The 17,410-nt window shown below is 53.0% G+C and carries 17 protein-coding genes and 1 other annotated feature (1 of these 18 cut by a window edge); of the genes, 13 read left to right on the plus strand and 4 right to left on the minus strand.

Annotated features, from left to right (window positions below):
• Positions 1-12: 12 nt before the first annotated feature.
• From LUCIF_RS09800 to LUCIF_RS09860, 13 genes are all read left to right on the plus strand, one after another.
• Positions 13-495 carry a chemotaxis protein CheW gene (locus tag LUCIF_RS09800; protein ID WP_165865952.1) on the plus strand — a complete coding sequence of 161 codons (483 nt, stop codon included), beginning with the start codon at positions 13-15 and terminating at the stop codon, positions 493-495.
• 228 nt (positions 496-723) lie between these two features.
• Positions 724-1,824, plus strand: a complete 1,101-nt coding sequence (gene ddlA, locus LUCIF_RS09805) for a D-alanine--D-alanine ligase (RefSeq protein WP_122627712.1) — start codon at positions 724-726, stop codon at positions 1,822-1,824.
• Between the two features lie 117 nt (positions 1,825-1,941).
• Positions 1,942-4,098, plus strand: coding sequence for a DNA topoisomerase III (locus LUCIF_RS09810; RefSeq protein WP_122627713.1), 2,157 nt, complete (start codon positions 1,942-1,944; stop codon positions 4,096-4,098).
• Positions 4,099-4,139: 41 nt separating this feature from the next.
• Positions 4,140-5,330, plus strand: a complete 1,191-nt coding sequence (locus LUCIF_RS09815; protein ID WP_122627714.1) for a DEAD/DEAH box helicase — start codon at positions 4,140-4,142, stop codon at positions 5,328-5,330.
• Positions 5,327-5,764, plus strand: a complete 438-nt coding sequence (locus LUCIF_RS09820) for a YaiI/YqxD family protein (RefSeq protein WP_122627715.1) — start codon at positions 5,327-5,329, stop codon at positions 5,762-5,764. The genes LUCIF_RS09815 and LUCIF_RS09820 overlap by 4 nt, the downstream gene beginning before the upstream one ends.
• A gap of 76 nt (positions 5,765-5,840) precedes the next feature.
• Positions 5,841-7,862, plus strand: a complete 2,022-nt coding sequence (locus LUCIF_RS09825; RefSeq protein ID WP_165865953.1) for a proton-conducting transporter transmembrane domain-containing protein — start codon at positions 5,841-5,843, stop codon at positions 7,860-7,862.
• A gap of 9 nt (positions 7,863-7,871) precedes the next feature.
• Entirely contained in the window at positions 7,872-8,765 is an 894-nt protein-coding gene (locus LUCIF_RS09830) for a respiratory chain complex I subunit 1 family protein (protein ID WP_122627717.1), read from the plus strand.
• A 12-nt stretch (positions 8,766-8,777) separates the two neighbouring features.
• A complete protein-coding gene (locus LUCIF_RS09835) occupies positions 8,778-9,404 on the plus strand; it encodes a hydrogenase (RefSeq protein ID WP_122627718.1) in 627 nt (208 codons plus the stop codon).
• Between the two features lie 4 nt (positions 9,405-9,408).
• A complete protein-coding gene (locus LUCIF_RS09840; protein ID WP_122627719.1) occupies positions 9,409-10,893 on the plus strand; it encodes a hydrogenase 4 subunit F in 1,485 nt (494 codons plus the stop codon).
• Positions 10,880-12,391: a hydrogenase large subunit gene (locus tag LUCIF_RS09845; protein ID WP_122627720.1), complete on the plus strand. Its 1,512-nt coding sequence runs from the start codon at positions 10,880-10,882 to the stop codon at positions 12,389-12,391. The genes LUCIF_RS09840 and LUCIF_RS09845 overlap by 14 nt, the downstream gene beginning before the upstream one ends.
• A gap of 12 nt (positions 12,392-12,403) precedes the next feature.
• Positions 12,404-13,108 carry an NADH-quinone oxidoreductase subunit B family protein gene (locus LUCIF_RS09850; protein ID WP_122627721.1) on the plus strand — a complete coding sequence of 235 codons (705 nt, stop codon included), beginning with the start codon at positions 12,404-12,406 and terminating at the stop codon, positions 13,106-13,108.
• 151 nt (positions 13,109-13,259) lie between these two features.
• A complete protein-coding gene (locus tag LUCIF_RS09855) occupies positions 13,260-13,592 on the plus strand; it encodes a hypothetical protein (protein ID WP_122627722.1) in 333 nt (110 codons plus the stop codon).
• Between the two features lie 117 nt (positions 13,593-13,709).
• Entirely contained in the window at positions 13,710-14,204 is a 495-nt protein-coding gene (locus LUCIF_RS09860; protein WP_122627723.1) for a DUF134 domain-containing protein, read from the plus strand.
• Positions 14,205-14,395: 191 nt separating this feature from the next.
• Here LUCIF_RS09860 and LUCIF_RS09865 read toward each other — a convergent pair whose 3' ends face one another.
• Genes LUCIF_RS09865 through LUCIF_RS26765 form a run of 4 tightly spaced genes read right to left on the minus strand, consistent with a single transcriptional unit; the run spans position 14,396 to position 17,309 of the window.
• Positions 14,396-15,067: an energy-coupling factor transporter transmembrane component T gene (locus LUCIF_RS09865; protein WP_122627724.1), complete on the minus strand. Its 672-nt coding sequence runs from the start codon at positions 15,065-15,067 to the stop codon at positions 14,396-14,398.
• On the minus strand, positions 15,042-15,884 hold the full coding sequence (locus LUCIF_RS09870) for an energy-coupling factor ABC transporter ATP-binding protein (RefSeq protein ID WP_122627725.1): 843 nt from the start codon (positions 15,882-15,884) through the stop codon (positions 15,042-15,044). Before LUCIF_RS09870 ends, LUCIF_RS09865 begins: the two co-directional genes overlap by 26 nt.
• Complete coding sequence (locus tag LUCIF_RS26760; RefSeq protein ID WP_122627726.1) at positions 15,877-16,740, minus strand: energy-coupling factor ABC transporter ATP-binding protein; 864 nt, start codon at positions 16,738-16,740, stop codon at positions 15,877-15,879. Before LUCIF_RS26760 ends, LUCIF_RS09870 begins: the two co-directional genes overlap by 8 nt.
• Positions 16,728-17,309 carry a tryptophan transporter gene (locus LUCIF_RS26765; RefSeq protein ID WP_122627727.1) on the minus strand — a complete coding sequence of 194 codons (582 nt, stop codon included), beginning with the start codon at positions 17,307-17,309 and terminating at the stop codon, positions 16,728-16,730. Before LUCIF_RS26765 ends, LUCIF_RS26760 begins: the two co-directional genes overlap by 13 nt.
• Positions 17,310-17,359: 50 nt before the next feature.
• Positions 17,360-17,410: a binding site (T-box leader), on the minus strand (it continues 206 nt past the right edge of the window).

Raw genomic sequence — 17,410 nt, forward strand, 5'->3', positions numbered from 1 at the left:
AGGAGGATGACCGTGCAGACGCAGCTCTTACTTTTTGACGTGGACGGTAAACAGTACGGCGTAGAGGCCGATAAAGTCCAGGGAATATTGCGGCTGAATAAGTTTACGGTCCAAAAAATTCCCGCTGCGCCGCAAGCCTTGGACGGAATGATTAACTTGCGCGGCAGCATCGTTTATGTATTTAATTTGCGGGCTAAACTGGGGCTTGAACGGTCGGCTGAGCCGGAGAGCAAAATTATTCTGATTTATGCCGATACCATGATTGTCGGCTGTATTGTGGATGAAGTGACGGATATTGTAAAAATTGCTGAGACCGATATCGAGGCGGCGCCGGCATTTATGACCGGCGGGGAGATGTCGTATATTAAGGGCATCGGCAAACAGGAGGAAGCGATGATTGTCATTCTGGAACTGGCCGAATTTCTGACGGCGGCGGAGGTCAGCCGCCTCTATGAGTATGCCCGGGACAGCATTGGTCTTGCCGCAGATTTATAATTGGCAACAGAGATATCCGGGAATTGGCCGGCTGCGGATAACGACTTACCTATCCAATTCGTAACAGGAATTGGATATTTTTTTTATCCCACTTTTGGGTTTTTGTTCTCGACAATTTATTTGTTTTGGCCGTCACCGATAATTACATGCTGAATATAAAGGCAAAAGGAGGGATAAATGTAAGAAAACAAGAATAAACTAAAATGATCAGTCTAAGGAGATGGTAGAGTGAAAAAAATTCATGTAGGTGTTCTGTTTGGCGGTAAATCAACAGAACATGAGGTTTCTTTACAATCGGCAAAAAATGTGATTGACGCCATAGACCCGGCAAAATATGAGGTAACTTTGATCGGCATTGACAAAACGGGACGATGGCATTTAAACGATAAAGCTCATTTTCTGCTTAATGAAAGCAATCCCAAAGAGATTGCCCTGCAAAAAAGCGATAAACAGGTCATGCTTTCTCCCGGCAACGAAGGCCAGCCGTTGCTGCATGTTCTGAACCAGACGGAAAAGAGCAGTATTGATGTTATTTTTCCCGTTTTGCACGGTGCTTACGGTGAGGACGGCACCGTACAGGGACTGCTGAAACTGGCTAATGTGCCGTTTGTCGGCGCCGGCGTATTGGGCTCGGCCGTCGGCATGGACAAAGATGTGACCAAACGTCTCCTGCGGGATGCCGGCATTCCCGTTGCCAAATCAATGACTTTTCGCGCCCACCAGCAGGCGGAAATTGATTTTGCGGCCGTGACCGCGGGTCTGGGATTGCCTTTATTCGTCAAGCCTGCCAATCTGGGTTCTTCGGTCGGTGTCAGCAAGGTCCGGAACCGGGATGAATTTGAGGCGGCCATTCAGACGGCCTTCCTGTATGACACAAAAGTTCTCATTGAAGAATTTGTTCAAGGCCGGGAAGTGGAGTGTGCCGTTTTGGGCAATGAGCGGCCGGCCGCCTCGGCAGTAGGGGAAATCATTGCGCAACGGGATTTTTATTCTTATGAAGCCAAATACATTGACGAGAGCGGCGCGATCCTGTCTATTCCCGCCGAATTGCCGCCGGCGACGGTACAAAAGATCCAGGCTATGGCGGTCGAGGCCTTTCAGGTATTGTGCTGTGAGGGCATGGCCCGGGTGGATTTCTTCCTGACGCCGGATGGCCGGCTGATAGTGAATGAAATTAATACCATTCCCGGTTTTACCAAAATCAGCATGTATCCTAAACTGTGGGAAATCAGCGGATTGCCCTATCCGGCATTGATTGACCGGCTGATTCAGCTGGCCCTGGAGCGGCATGAGCGGGAACAGAAGCTGAAAATGTCCTGTGATGACTAAGTAGGAACCCGCGGCTGTTAACTCTGCATCCATAAGTTGAGATCATTTAGAAATGCAGACCGGAATCCTGCAATGCGGGATTCTAATTTTTTGCTTGATTAGGCAATGGGGGAGAATGTGAGACTATTTATTGCTGAAAAACCGAGTATGGGTCTGGAAATCGCCAAATGCCTGCCAGGTCCGCTAAAACGCAAGGACGGTTATATTGTTACTGCCGACGGTGTGGTTACCTGGGGTTTTGGCCATGTTTTGCGTCAGGCCGAACCGGGTGAGTATGATGCCAGGTATGAAAAATGGCGTCCGGAGGACCTGCCGATTATACCGGAAACATGGAAACTGTTAGTATCCGCCTCCTGCGACAAACAATTCCAGACCATGAAACGCCTGATTGAAGAGGCGAACGAAATTGTTCATGCCGGCGACCCGGACCGGGAAGGACAACTTCTTATCGACGAAGTTCTGGATTATGTCGGGAATGAAAAGCCCGTTCGCCGGGTTCTCCTGCAGGCTCTGGATGAAAAGAGCATTAAAAAAGCGGTTGCTAATTTGCGGGATAACCGTGATTTTTACAATCTGAAACAATCGGCCCTGGCCAGAGCCCGCGCCGACTGGCTGATCGGTATGAATCTTTCCCGGGCCTATACTCTTGCAGCCCAACGGGCGGGGCATGACATGACCCTGCCCGTGGGCCGGGTTAAAACGCCGACTTTGGCGCTGGTGGTGCGCCGGGAACGGGAAATTTCCTCGTTTCAGCCGGTTGATTATTTTACCCTTAAGGCGGAGTTTCAACATGAAAATGGCCTGGTGACAGCCTATTGGAAACCCCGTGAGGACCAGCCGGGCCTGGATGCTGAAGACCGTTTGACCGACCCGGAGGTTGTCCGCTCGCTGACGGAGAAACTGGCCGGCGGTCCCCAGCCGGGAGTGATAACGGCCTGTGATACGGTGGATAAGAAGGAACCGCAGCGCTTGCCCCTTTCCTTATCGTCACTGCAGGTTCTGGCCGGGAAAAAATATGGCTATGACCCGCAAACCGTACTGGATACGGCGCAAAAATTATACGAGAAAAAGTTGACAACCTATCCCCGGTCGGATTGTGATTTTTTACCGGAGTCTCAGCATGACGATGCGGCTGTAATTCTGGAGAATCTTAGGGAATGCGGCCGGCCGGATTTGGCGGCCTGGGCGGACAAGGCGGACAGGTCGATTCAAAGCCGGGCCTGGAATGATAAAAAAATTACGGCCCATCATGCCATTATTCCTACGGAGGTACCTTGCCGGGTCGTTGCCCTGAATGAAGGGGAGCAGAATATTTATTGTCTGATCGCTCAGGCCTATGTTGCCCAGTTTTATCCGGTACACCGCTACCAGCAGACTAAGGTGGAAATCAGTTATGCCGGCGAAGTGTTTACAGCCGGCGGCCGGATTGTAACGGTAATGGGTTGGAAAGAAGTATATGGCGGCGAGACCGATGAGAAAAAAGAAGAGGACGGCGATACGCTGCCGCCGGTGAAACGGGACGATCCGGTGGAATGGCTCCGGACTTCGGCCGAGAAAAAGAGTACCCGTCCGCCGGTGCGCTTTACGCCTACCACCTTGTTGGCCGCTATGAAGGAAATTCATAAATATGTAAAGAATCCCGAACTGAAAAAACAGTTGAAAGAAGTAAGCGGCATCGGTACGGAAGCGACCCGGGCCACAATTATAAAAGAACTGATTGACCGGCGTTTTTTGCAGACGGAGAAGAAGAAACAGTATTTGTTTCCCGCCGAGGCGGCCTATTTATTAATTGACGCTTTGCCCGATGAACTGACCTATCCCGATTGTACGGCCCTGTGGGAAGAAGTGCTGCACCGGATGGCAAGCGGGGAAGAACAGCTGGATGCATTTTTGGGACAACAGGTGCAGTTTACAACCGGTTTGTGTAGTAAGGCCAGAGAGATTGCCGTTCCTTTACGGGGCGATCATCCGTGCCCCCAGTGCGGTCAGGGCGTTTTACAACAGCGCCGGGGCCGCCGGGGAACGTTTTGGGGCTGCTCCCGCTATCCCGATTGTCAGGCGTCTTATGACGACGCGGACGGAGTGCCACGCCGGCCGGAGCATCCCTGTCCCCGCTGCCGGCAAGGCGATTTACGCCTCCGGCAGGGAAAGAACGGGCCCTTTTGGGGCTGCAGCCGCTATCCTGCCTGCCGGGCCACCTATAATGACCGGCAGGGGCAGCCGGTCATACCGGATGGTCATTTGCCCCAGACCGGGAAAACAGGGCCGGCATAAAGGAAAAACGAGCCGAGTGTGGTCTATAAGGAGAGATATGGATGCAGAAATCATTTATCGACCTGGGCGTTTTACCCCAACTGGCGGCAGGATTGGAAAAAGGGGCAATTGTGCTGCCCACTGCCATTCAGACGGCGGTTATACCGGCGGCTATGGAAGGAAAGTCCGTCGTCGGCCAATCCCCGACCGGAACGGGTAAAACGCTGGCGTATTTACTACCCCTATTGCAAAAAGTGGATGCGGCACGGCGGGAACCCCAGGCTCTGATTCTAGCGCCAACCCATGAACTGGCTATCCAGATTCAGCGACAGGCCGAACGGCTGATTCGGGACGCGGATATGGCGCTGACAGTCCTGCCGGTTATCGGCGATGTCAATATCCAGCGGCAAATAGAGCGGCTAAAAGAGAAACCGCAGATTATCGTCGGCTCCTGCGGCCGGATTTTGGAGTTGATCCGGAAGCGGAAAATTACGGCACATACTGTGAAAACGATTGTTATTGATGAAGCGGACCGGTTGCTGGACGATAATAACATTGAGGGAGTGCGGGCGATCATTAAAACCACGTTGAAGGAACGCCAACTACTGCTTTTTTCGGCTACTATTCCGCCGGCGACCCTGGAACGGGCCCGGTCTCTCGATCCTGGCGCCCCGTGGATCGTTAGCAAGGTGCCGACGGAGGGGATGCCGGTCATTCAGCACTGGTATTTTATAACCGAACAACGGGATAAAATGGAGTTGCTGCGTAAATTGGCGGGAACGCTGGCGGGAGAACGAGCCCTCGTTTTTGTCAATAAAGGCGGCGATATTGAAATAACAACAGCCAAGCTGAATTACCTCGGTTTGAAGGCGGCCGGACTTTATGGTGCGGCGGCCAAGGAAAGCCGGCAGAAAGCTGTGGAGGATTTCCGCAGCGGCAAACTGCAGTTTTTGGTGGCATCCGACCTGGCGGCCCGCGGTCTCGATATTCCGGACATTGAATATATTTTCAACCTGGATATTCCCGAAGCTCCGGAGGTGTATCTCCACCGGGCGGGACGGACGGCCCGGGCCGGCAAAACCGGTACGGTTCTTTCCTTGGCCACCCGGCGGGAACTGGCATTTCTTGAGACTTGCCGGCTAAAATTGAAGATTGGGATGGCACGAAAGGAAATGATTCGCGGCCGGATTGTGGATGATCAGCCCGGTCCGGGCAAAACACCCGGCCGGGCCAGGAGGAGAACCCCTTCATGAAAATCATCGTCGATGCGGACGCCTGTCCCAAACAAGTGCTGCAGATTTGTTTGGCTCTGGGACGGCAATATGGCCTTCCGGTATGGACGGTGGCCAGTTTTAACCATGCCATCGTCTCGGACCATCATGTTGTTGTAGGGAATGCCTCCCAGGAAGCCGATATGAAGGTACTGAATCTGACCGACGCGGGAGATGTTGTTATCACCCAGGATTGGGGACTGGCGGCGATGGTACTGGGAAAGAAAACCCGCTGTCTAAGCCCGTCGGGCCGGGAGTACTTGTCCGAGACGATTGATTTTTTGCTGGAGGAGCGGGAAATCAAGGCTAAATACCGCCGCGGCGGCGGCCGTACGAGAGGACCGGCCAAACGCACGCCTGCCGATGACCGGGTGTTTGCCGGCAGTCTAGAGCGAATATTACAACAATTTATTTAAATATTTACTTTTCCGCAGTGCATATGCTAGAATTATGTCTGATTTTGTTTTTCTTTTTAGGAGGTCTAGTATATATATGCTTGCGGCAGATTTATATTTTTTAACGGGATTGTTTTTTTTAATCGGCGCGATGGTAGCCTTGATATTATATAAAAAGGAATATGCAGCGAACTGGATTGCACACGGCATGGCAACTGCGGGAAGTATCTCGGCCATACTGTGTGCAATTGTTGTTTTTTGGCAGGGAACTGCCAGGTTTCCCCTATTTGAGTGGCCTTTATTCGGTCAGGTAACAGTGGGACTTGATTATCTGTCGGCTTTTTTTCTGCTGCTGGTAGGTTTGCTCGGAGCGCCGGCCAGTGTGTATGCTATCGGCTACTGCCGTGAGTTCTATGGGCGCCGCCTGTGGTTGACGGCTGCCTGCTACAATCTCTTTTTACTGTCCATGGTGGCTGTATTTACGGTCAGTCACGTTGTGGCGTTTTTAGTGGCCTGGGAGGTTATGAGCCTGGTTTCCTTTTTTCTCGTCAATCACCGCTGGGAAGAGGCAGAAAACCGGCGGGCGGCTTATGTATACCTGGTTATGACTCATGTTGGGACAGCCTTTATTATTGCCGCTTTTCTTTTGTTAGCGGTCAACGCGGGCAGTTTTGATTTTCAGGCGCTGGGGCAGGCCGGCGTCAAGGGATGGCTGCGGGATCTGATTTTTTTGTTTGCCTTGCTGGGTTTCGGTACCAAAGCCGGCCTGGTGCCGGTGCATATTTGGCTGCCCATGGCCCATCCTGCCGCTCCCAGCCATGTGTCGGCGCTTATGTCCGGGATTATGATTAAAACAGCGGTTTACGGTTTGAGCCGGTTTTTGCTCGTTTTTCTGGGCAGCGGACCGGCCTGGTGGGGGCAACTGGTGGTGGCAGTCGGCATTCTGTCTTGTCTGCTGGGAGTGCTGTATGCCGTACTGGAGCAGGATTTGAAACGGTTGCTGGCATACAGTACCGTGGAAAATGCCGGCATCATTCTTCTCGGCATGGGATCCGGCCTGATTTTTACCGCCGGCGGTCACCCGGTGCTGGCAGGTTTCGCCTGGTCGGCAGCTTTTCTGCACACCTTTAATCATGCCATATTTAAATCCTTACTGTTTTTAAGCGCCGGGACAGTCGTTCAGGCTACCCATACTCATAATTTGGAAAAAATGGGCGGACTCATTAAAAAGATGCCGGTTACGGCTGTGTTTTTTCTTATCGGCGCCGTCACCATTGCTTCCCTGCCGCCCTTAAGCGGTTTTGTCAGTGAATGGCTAACCTTTCAGTCTTTATTTTATCTCCCCCAAGGAGTCGATGGTCTGGCGGGCCAACTGGCCGGGACGGTACTGCCGGCACTGCTGGGAATGGCCGGCGCATTGGCGGCGGGTGCCTTTGTTAAGGCTTTCGGGATTGCCTTTCTGGCCAAGCCGCGGAGTCCGCAGGCTGAAAAGGCCGGGGAGGCTCCGGGTCTGATGACTGCACCGCTGGGGCTATTAGCCGCAATTTGTATCGTGACGGGAATTTGGCCGGAGCCGGTGCTTAAATTGGTGACAAGGCTGTTATCCTTTTACCCGCAAATGGATGTTGCCACATTGTTTCAAAACGGCTGGTTCGGACTCTCTTTCGGAGGAAGTGCCGGTGGCGGCTGGCCAGGGATTCCCGTCGCGGCCGGACTGGTGGCGGCCGGACTGACCGGAGGCTGGCTGCTGGCCGGCAGAAACCGGAAAGAGCGGGAATGTCCGGGAGAAACCTGGACGTGCGGCATTGTTCCCAATTCCCGGATGGCCTATACAGCCACCGGATTTTCCAAACCCATACGGACGGCTTTCCGGGCTATTTTACAGCCGCAGCGGCACAAAGTTGTGGCCGGTCCGGCGGACAATGCTTATTATGGCCGGCGGCTAACCTATTCGCTTTCCCTGGATGACATTTTGCGCCGCCGGTTGTATCGTCCGTTTAACAGCGGCGTGATTGCCGCGGCTAAGTATGTCCGGAAGCTGCAGAACGGCAGTTTACAGCTTTATATCGGCTATATTTTGGCGGTGACGGTTATGGCAATAATCTGGAGTTCAAGGTAGGTGGTCTGAATGTTTTATGCAATAACCGGTACTCTGTCGATTCTATTTTTGGCCCCCTTAGTGGAAGGCCTGATCAAAAAATGTAAGGCTTATCTGCAAAACCGGCGCGGCTCGCCGGTGCTTCAGCCGTATTACGATCTTTGGAAATACTGGTCGAAAAGCAGCGTGGTTTCACCTACCACATCCTGGATTTTTCACGCTGCGCCCCTGCTGTATTTTGCGGCCGTGTTCGCCGCAGCCGGCATGGTTGCCGCCGGTGGAGCCGGATTCCGGTCGGTGGATATGCTGTTATTGATTTATGTATTTGCTTTTGGCCGGTTTTGGCTGGCTTTGGCCTCTCTGGATGCAGGCAGCTCGTTTGGCGGCATGGGGGGATCCCGGGAAATGTACGTGTCCGTTCTGGTTGAACCGGCGCTTATTTTGGCCTTTCTAACCGTCGCGCTGCGGGCGGGAACAACCAGGCTGGCCGATATGGCCGCCGCCGCGGCGGCGAGCCCGTTTGCCCTGTCTTATCTTTTAGCCGCCATCGCCTTTTTTATTATCACCATTGCGGAGACCGGGCGGATTCCGGTGGACAATCCCGATACGCATCTGGAACTGACCATGATCCATGAAGGCATGATTCTGGAATACAGCGGCCGGTATCTTGGATTGATCTACTGGGCTTCCATGGTTAAACAGGCCGTCGTGCTGGTATTGTTTGTCCTGTTGTTTCTTCCCTGGGGGGCGGCTTTTTTTGCCGGTACACCCGGGGCGCCGGCTGTTCTGATGCTAAAGGTGATATTAACGGCGATTCTGTTAGCGGTGGTGGAGACCGGCAACGCAAAAATGCGGCTCTTCCGTCTGCCGGGTTTTCTGGCCGTATCCTGCCTGTTATCCCTACTTGCCTTAGTCGTTTGGTAGAGGAGGAAGAATATGAATGTCTTAATTATCGGTCTTATGTTTACTGCTTTCCTGTTGACCCGGGTAACCAGAATCCATACGGCTGTCGTTATTTTTCTACTTCAGTCGGTCATGATTGCTATCGCGTCGGTGGCAGTCGGTATGGAAACGGGGGAAACCCATTATTATCTGGCAGCGTTCCTGACTGTCCTGATCAAAGCGGGATTGATTCCCTACGCCTTGTTCCGGATTGCCGGACGGCTGAAAAAAGAGAGAGAGGCCGGTTCGCTGCTGAATGCCAACGCTTCCTCATTGGCGGCCGCTTTTACGACTGTTTTGGCCTACGGATTAATTGACCGGGCCCTGCCGGGAGTGATCAGCCGGGATGCTTTGGCAGCCGCCGTGGCGTTGGTGTTCATTGGCCTGCAGGTCATTATGATCCGGCGGCAGGCTATTTTACAGATTGTCGGACTCAACATTATGGAGAATGGCCTGTATTTGGTCAGCCTTTCCGTAACCCAGGGCTTGCCGCTGATTATCGAGATGGGAATTTTTCTGGATGTGCTGGTAGCGGTGGCTGTCCTGGGAATTCTAACATACCGGCTAAAAATATCTTATTTTTCCACAGACACAACTTTGTTGCAAAAGCTGAAAGGATGAGACCATGGTCTTGGTACTATACGGAATTCTGGCTGTGCCGCTTTTGACCGCCGCAGCCATTGTCCTGAGCCGTACGGGCTCGTTCATCAAAACCGTACATTGTGCCGGCAATCTGGCAACGGGTTGCCTGGCAGCCCTGTTGATTGCTTCGGTTTATACAGACGGACCCATACATACCGGGATGCTGTATGCGGACGCGTTAAGTGTTTTTTTGCTGCTTATTGTCACCGTTCTGTCGAATACGGCCGCCTTTTTTTCTGCTTCCTATATGGAACGGGAAATCGGCCAGGCGGAAAATGCTCTCAAGGTCTTAAAACGATACTATATTCTGCTGAATATTTTCAGTTTTACTATGATTGGGGTGCTGCTGGTCGAGAACCTCGGTCTGATGTGGGTGGCTGTGGAAGCCACAACCCTGTCCTCGGCGCTGCTGGTCGCTTTTTATTTGAACCGTCCGGCCATTGAAGCGGCCTGGAAATATGTGATGATTTGCACTGTGGGGATTTCTTTTGCCCTATTGGGTACCATCCTGCTTTATTATGCTCAGGTCAGCGCAGGAATTCCCGGCGACGGGGAGGCTTTAGGCTGGCTGACCTTGCGGCAAACCGGCAGGTACCTGGATGTGGGAATGGTTAAACTGGCTTTTGTTTTTATCGTGATTGGCTATGGTACGAAAGCCGGTCTGGCACCTATGCATACCTGGCTTCCCGATGCCCATAGCCAGGCACCCTCGCCGGTAAGCGGACTGCTTTCCGGGGCGCTTCTCAGTTGCGCCTTGTATGCGATTATGAGAAATATGGCAATTATTGCGGGCACGGCAGGTTTGGTCTTTGTTCAGCAGCTTTTGCTGGCACTGGGGTTGTTGTCGGTAGCCATCGCCATACCGTTTATACTGGTGCAGCACGATTTTAAAAGGCTTTTGGCGTATTCCAGCGTGGAAAACATGGGGATCATTACCTTTGCCCTGGGAGTAGGCACGCCGCTGGCCGCTTATGGCGCGCTCTTTCATACGCTGAATCACGCTCTGGCAAAATCGGCGCTATTTTATGCGGCCGGCAATATTATTCAGGAATACCGTACTAAACATATCCTGCGCATTAGCGGACTATTGGCGACAATGCCATTTGTGGGTACGGTTTTTCTGCTGTTGCTTCTGGGAATTACCGGTTCGCCGCCTTTCAGCGTCTTTTTTAGCAAATTGATTATTCTTTGGGCTGCTTTTGGCGGCGGCTACCGCTGGGAGGGAATTCTGCTGCTTATCCTGCTGGCGGCCGTGTTTGCCGGTATGATGTATTATGCCGCTCAAATTTTGTTCCGGCGGCATGGCGGAGAGGTAAAAGCCGCTGCCTTGCCCGTGCCGGCTATGGCAGCCCTCTTGCTGTCCTTGGCCTTTTTGACGGTCACCGGATTTTATTTGCCGGCTGTGTTGCAGACGCTAATGCAGCAAGCGGCAGCGATTATATTAGGAGGTTCCTATGCTCAAATATGAAAGGGTTCCGGCCCGACAACTGCGCGAGGCGGCTGCCGGCCGATATGATAACGGCCGGCAGCAATTGGCGGCGATGTTTGCCAACGACGAGCGACCGCTCCGGGGCGGGATGGCAGTTTACTGTGTATTTGCCGACCCTGTGGCGGGACAATATTCCCTGCTGCAGGGAATATTAGAACAGGAACCCTGGGAATTTCCTTCCCTCACTTCGTTTATTCCCGCCGCCGCCTGGTATGAGCGGGAAATCCACGATCTTTTCGGGCTGGTTCCTGTCGGACATCCGGATCTTCGTCCTCTTGTACTGCATGAAAATTGGCCCGCCGGTGTATATCCGCTGCGCAAAGATTTCGACCGCAGCACGCCGGTTCCTGATGCCGCCGGCGAGTTTCCGCTTCCCGCCGTCGAAGGCGAGGGAATCTTTGAGGTTCCGGTAGGCCCTATTCACGCCGGTATCATCGAACCGGGACACTTCCGCTTCAGTCAGGCGGGCGAGCCGGTTATCAACCTGGAAGCTAAATTGTTTTTTACTCACCGGGGGATCGAAAAGGCCGTAGAAGGAGTGCCGGTAGACAGGGCATTTTATCAGGTGGAACGCATCTGCGGAGCCTGTACGGTGTCGCACGCCTTGTCATTCTCTCAGGCGGTAGAAGCCGTGGCTGGACTTACTGTTTCCCGCCGGGCGCAATATATCCGTGTTATGGCCGCAGAGCTGGAACGCCTGTATAATCATGTAAGCGATGTCGGCAATTTGTGCGCCGGTGCCGGCTTTGCCGTAGGAGTCAGCCATGGCAGCCGGATGAAAGAGCAGCTGATGCGCCTGAATGAGCAAGTGGCAGGTAACCGGTTTTTGCGGGGTTTGGTCGTTCCCGGCGGTGCCGCCCGGGATGTCAGCCGGGAAATGCTCCATGAAATCAAACAAATTCTGCGAAGCCTGGAAGAAGACTTTGCCGAACTATTGGATTTATTACGGGAAAATCATACCTTTTTAGACCGGATCAATACGACGGGGATTCTGCCGCAGCAGGCGGCGCGGGATTTAGGCGTCGTCGGGGTAGCCGCTCGTGCTTCCGGGATCGACTGTGATTTGCGGCGGGACTTTGGATACGCGGTATATTCTGAACTGGATTTTAAAGTACCGGTTCGTTTTGAGGGCGATGTGGCGGCGCGGCTCTGGTTGCGGGCCGATGAAGTGGCGCAGACGATCCATATTTTGCGCCAGATAATGGACGGTATGCCGCTCCTGACCGGCAAGCTTAAGGCGGCCATACCGGCGCTGCCGGCGTATCAGTCCAGCCTGGGCTGGAGTGAATCGGCGCGGGGAGGAAATCTTCACTGGTTGATGACCGGGGAAAACAATACACTGTACCGCCTGTTTGTCCGGTCGGCTTCCTATTCGAACTGGCCGGCACTGGCCGTCGCCGTTCCGGGTAATATTATTCCGGACTTTCCCCTGATTAATAAGAGTTTTGAACTTTGTTACGCCTGTATTGACCGCTAGGAGGTTGCTGCTATGCTGGAGATTTTACGGAAAATCATAGTGACCGGAACGGTGACGGAAGGGTGGGATCAAACTCCGGCCGCACCCGGTTTCCGGGGAGAAGTGCTGGCTCAGGAAGAACGATGCCGGCAATGCGCTCAATGTGTCCGGGCTTGCCCGGTGGACGCCATTATCTTAAAAGACGGGCAGATCAGCATTGATCAGGGAGCTTGTATTTTTTGCGGCCGTTGTGTGGAAGTTTGCGAAGCAGGAGCTTTGGCCCAGTCGGGAAATGACAGGCTGGCAACTTTGAGCGGCGTTTTGCAGGAAAAATCGGCTGAAGTTTTAGGACGGTCCCTGGCGCTCCGTCATGTGGATGCGGGCTCCTGCAATGCCTGTGACTGGGAAATGACCGCTTTGAGCAATCCTGTTTACGATTTGGCGCAGTATGGTATTCAATTTGTCGCTTCGCCGCGTCACGCCGATCTTCTTATGGTTACCGGCACGGTAACCCGCAATCTGACGCAGGCGCTTAGAATGACCTATGAAGCGACCCCTGAACCGAAGCTGGTTATGGCCGTGGGCAGTTGCGCCTGCCGTGGGCGGACATTTGGGGAAAGTTATGCCATCCGGGGCGGCGTAGATGCCCTGGTGCCGGTGGATATTTATGTGCCGGGCTGTCCGCCGCGGCCGCAGGCACTGTTATACGGGCTGTTGCTGGCTCTGGACCGTTTATAAAAGAAATGACGAATGCGGGTGAGTCTCTCTTCCAATATTTATAGGTTATATTTAAAACTACTTGATAATTATTATTGGTTGTATTATAATTAAGACAGTAAAGAAATCCCAAAAAGCATAGTGTTAGGAAGAATAAAAGGAAGTGAATCATATGCTTTATAATGAAGAAAATGTTTTGTGTATCAACGAGCTTCGTTCCACTGTCGGCGAAATGTTGAACCAACTCTATGAAGGCAATCATGTCAAGCAGGAAGAACTGGAAGATTTTAAGGCTGTGCTCAATGCGTTTGATAAACATGTTGACCGTAACCTGCTGCTTAATACACCGGGTTTGGATGTGGCTTATATCAACGGACTCCGGCATACTTTCGCGGTAATGCTGGAGAAAGCCTTTGAGCTAAGCCCCCGCCAGCTGGAAGAGGTGGAAACCTTTCTACGCCAGTATGACCAGGTTATGCAGAACTGCACTCATCAGCTACATTAGATCCCCCTTGAATTTCAAACCGCGTAGTATTACGCGGTTTTTTTTACTGGATTATTAATCAATAATAAGTTATACTAGTAAATGAGCATATGCCCAAATGAAAGGTTGGTTGAATTTGTGTCCAGACGGCGTTGTTGCGGCTTGGTCGACGAAATGCCGGCGTGCCGGCGATTTTCGGCGGGTACAAGGAACGGAGAACCCATAATACTTTTTATTGAAGAACTGGAAGCTTTGCGGTTAAAAGACCGGGAAGGACTGGAACAGGCCGAGTGCGCCGCTATGATGGGCTTAACACGGCCCACGTTTCAGCGAATTTTGCAGTCCGCCCGCAGCAAAGTGGCGACGGCGCTGGTAGAAGGGCAGAGCATACGAATTGAAGGAGGTAATTATATGATTAAGAACCGGGTATTTGAATGTGGTGACTGCAAGCATGTGTGGGAGGAAGCGCCTTGCACGGCCGGCGGCCGGCATGGCTATGAAATTGCCTGTCCCCAATGCGGCAGTATGAAAAAGACGAAATTGGAAAACGGACAGCGCCACGTCTGCGGTGGTGGAGCGCACCACGGTCACGACGGTCACGGACATGGGCATGGCTGCTGCGGCGGCCACTAAGCCACCTGAGGCGTGATAATAAAGAAAAGGGCGTCTAAAAGCAGAAATGCTTTTAAACGTCCTTTTCTTTATGGGGCTGGAACGTATCTTCCGTGCCCTGCGCCACGAGCCCAAAGACCGCGTCAGCGGTTTCCCCAATCCCCAATCCCCAACCCCCAACGTCCAAAATCCAATATCCAATATCCGCCCTTCTACCCGCCCCAAATCAGACCGCCCGTAATCACGGTCATTCCCAGCAGCAGCAGGTGGTCGCGGTATGTTAAAGAGACGGAATTGCGGAAACTGCGGGTTTTACTGCTGCCAAAGCCCCGTAATTCCAGACTGAGGGCCATCGTTTCCGAACGGCTTACGGCTTTTAAGACCAGCGGCTTAAGAATCGCCATATAGGAAACAATTCTTTTCAAAGGATTTCCCTGGCAACGATAACCGCGGCAGGCCTGGGCCTCCTGGATCGCTTTGCTTTCAGCCAGAAAATCGGGGATGAAACGCAGCGCCGCAGTCAGCATGAAGGCATATTCGTAAGGCACGTGGCATTGACTTACCAAGGCAGTGGAAAGATCCTGCATCCTGGTTGTGGCAAGCAGCAAAAAGAAAACCAGTGTCATGGAAACCATCTTTCCGGCCGTGACGGCTGCCAAGAATAAATTACCGCTTAAAACATACTGCAATCCGGCCAACAAAGCGGCAAATAACAGCAGGCTGGCAACGCCCCGCCAAATGCCCCGGCCGGCGTGGGAACAGGCGAGCAGCAGCAGCTGGCCGCCGCTTAAGAGTCCTAACGCCGGCAGGGAATGAAGTAAAATAGACCATAAAGTTACAAATGCGGTCAAGATTAATTTAGTAAGTGGTGCTACTTTCTGCATGACGGTTCCTCCCTAACCGGTTAATTAATGAGTTCGTTAGCTCTTCCAGCGAAAAGGTCGGCGTAACGCCCCGGGGAACAAGCTGGCGGGAAATAGACAGGACTGCCGGTTCCGTCAGTCCCCATTTTTTTAGTTGATCCATATCCTGGAACAGGCTGGCTGCCGGGCCGTCAAAAACCTTTTCGCCTTGACTCATTACAATAGCCCGCTGCGCGCAGGCGGCCAGTAAATCCATATCATGGGTGATGAGGAGAATCGTCAGGCCGGCCTGATGCAACGTTGTCAGGAGGACTGCCAGCCGCTCCCGTTCCCGGGCATCCTGACCGCTGGTGGGTTCGTCCAGAATGAGCATGGCCGGCTTCATGGTCAGGGCGGAGGCAATAGCAAGACGCTGCTTTTGGCCGCGTGAAAGGGAAGGGGGATAAGCGCCGGTGAGAGAAGACAGGCCGACTGCCGCTAAAGCCTCCCGGGTCAGCGCTTCGGTTTGTTGCGGTGAATAGCCTAATTGCTCCGGGCCGTAAGACGCTTCCAGAGCTACCGTATCCCGGAAAATCTGCCGGTCCGGATTCTGAAATACATAACCGATATGACGGGCCATGTCGGCCGGGGTTAAGTGACCTGCCGGCCGGCCATGCAGCAGGATTTCGCCGCCGGTCGGTTTTTTCAACGCCATAATCAAACGGGTCAGGGTCGTTTTGCCACTGCCGTTGCGGCCAATGACCGCCAGAAATTCACCTTGGGTTACTGTCAGCGAGATATTCCGGAGTACCGGGGTGGAAGGATGGTAAGCAAACTGGATGTTGCGCAGTTCAAGCACTTTTGACAACCTCCTTTGGCAGGCATTGGCTCAGTTGGACCACGGCCTCCTGTTCGGTACGCCAGGGTTCGAACCGGCGTCCGGTGGCCTTTTCCAGCGCCATTTTCAACTGCCACAAGGGCGGCACGGCCTCAGCAAAGACGCCTTGTTCATACATGAATGCCAGGACGTCGCCGGCCGTTCCGGTACAGCGCAATTCCCCGTTTTCCAGCAGTAAGAAACGGTTGGCGTAAGGCAGTACGCGGGCGATGTCATGTTCTACCACCAAAAGGGTAATGCCCTGCCGCCGGTTTAAGTCGCCGAGCAGGCTGTACAGCATGGCCGCGCCTTCCGGGTCGAGAGCGGAAGCCGGCTCATCCAAAACCAGAATGTGGGGGTTGGTTGCCAGTACACTGGCCAGGACTAACCGCTGTTTTTGCCCACCCGATAGGGAAGCGACCTCTCTTTTTTCCATTCCCGCCAGTCCCACCCGGGTTAACGCTTCTTTTACGGCACATTCGATTTTAGCCGGTTGAACGCCCTGATTTTCGAGACTGAAAGAAACTTCTTCCTCGACGGTCATGGTAACCAGTTGCGTTTCATAGTCCTGCAGGACCGTTCCTACGCTCCGGGCCAGGTGGTGCATGGCGGATGCGGTGGTTGCCGTTCCGTCCACCAGGACTTGTCCGGCGATACTGCCGCCAAAATAGTGGGGAACAGCGCCGGCTACGGCCAGGCATAGAGTAGTTTTTCCGGCGCCGCTGGGGCCGATCACAACATTGAAAGATCCGGGATCAACGCTTAAAGTTATATTGTCGAGCACTTTGCGGGGATGCTGATAGGCGTAGCTGAAATGGTCGAACGTTATGGCTGGCATGATTGTCTTCCTTTACCGTCGAAAAGTTTTTTGGCAGGGAAATAAAGAACTTGGGTAATTACGGCGTTAAGAGCGGCTACCACGAATACTACAGGCAGCATGGCATACAAATATACCGCCATGGGCAGGGACAAGACCAGTTTTAACGTGGTGATAAAGGTTAACCCGCTGGCGACAGTGCTGATAAAGCCGGTTATTGCCGGCTTCAGATTTAAATTGCCCAGCATCATCCGGTAAGAGAGGGCGACTAACAAAGCGCAAACCACTGCTCCCACCGGCTCGCTTAGCAAATTGCCATAGGGGAAAGCCGATTTCGAGGTGGGAACGTTAATGGCGGCGGCGACCAGGCCAATGCCGAAAGCCTGACCGATCGTCGGCCGGGTCAGGTTAATGGCCAGGCAGTACATGGCAATCGTCCAATTGGGGGTTATGCCGCCGACACTGGGGCTGATCAGGTGTAGAATGGCGCCGATCGCCAGCAATAAGACGGAAACTGTAATCCAGCGATAAGTGCCGCCTTTATTTTTTTCATAAATCGTCATTTCCGGTTCATTGGGCTTAGTCTCCATTTCCAATCATCCTTTCATAAATGAAATATAAAAACCCCTCATCCCATTACTATAGGGACGAGGGGTTAACCCGCGGTGCCACCCTGATTGGCTAATACTAG

This window comes from Allolucifera butyrica, assembly GCF_900476375.1.
Taxonomy (GTDB): domain Bacteria; phylum Bacillota; class Negativicutes; order Sporomusales; family UPPP01; genus Lucifera; species Lucifera butyrica.

Bases quoted from the DNA above. Each gene is read 5' to 3' on its own strand.
- LUCIF_RS09830 (WP_122627717.1), top strand. From the start codon at position 7,872: ATGTTTTATGCAATAACCGGTACTCTGTCGATTCTATTTTTGGCCCCC.
- LUCIF_RS26760 (WP_122627726.1), bottom strand. From the start codon at position 16,740: ATGCCAGCCATAACGTTCGACCATTTCAGCTACGCCTATCAGCATCCC.
- LUCIF_RS09820 (WP_122627715.1), top strand. From the start codon at position 5,327: ATGAAAATCATCGTCGATGCGGACGCCTGTCCCAAACAAGTGCTGCAG.
- LUCIF_RS09815 (WP_122627714.1), top strand. From the start codon at position 4,140: ATGCAGAAATCATTTATCGACCTGGGCGTTTTACCCCAACTGGCGGCA.
- LUCIF_RS09840 (WP_122627719.1), top strand. From the start codon at position 9,409: ATGGTCTTGGTACTATACGGAATTCTGGCTGTGCCGCTTTTGACCGCC.
- LUCIF_RS26765 (WP_122627727.1), bottom strand. From the start codon at position 17,309: ATGGAGACTAAGCCCAATGAACCGGAAATGACGATTTATGAAAAAAAT.
- LUCIF_RS09850 (WP_122627721.1), top strand. From the start codon at position 12,404: ATGCTGGAGATTTTACGGAAAATCATAGTGACCGGAACGGTGACGGAA.
- LUCIF_RS09855 (WP_122627722.1), top strand. From the start codon at position 13,260: ATGCTTTATAATGAAGAAAATGTTTTGTGTATCAACGAGCTTCGTTCC.
- LUCIF_RS09835 (WP_122627718.1), top strand. From the start codon at position 8,778: ATGAATGTCTTAATTATCGGTCTTATGTTTACTGCTTTCCTGTTGACC.
- LUCIF_RS09845 (WP_122627720.1), top strand. From the start codon at position 10,880: ATGCTCAAATATGAAAGGGTTCCGGCCCGACAACTGCGCGAGGCGGCT.
- LUCIF_RS09865 (WP_122627724.1), bottom strand. From the start codon at position 15,067: ATGCAGAAAGTAGCACCACTTACTAAATTAATCTTGACCGCATTTGTA.
- LUCIF_RS09825 (WP_165865953.1), top strand. From the start codon at position 5,841: ATGCTTGCGGCAGATTTATATTTTTTAACGGGATTGTTTTTTTTAATC.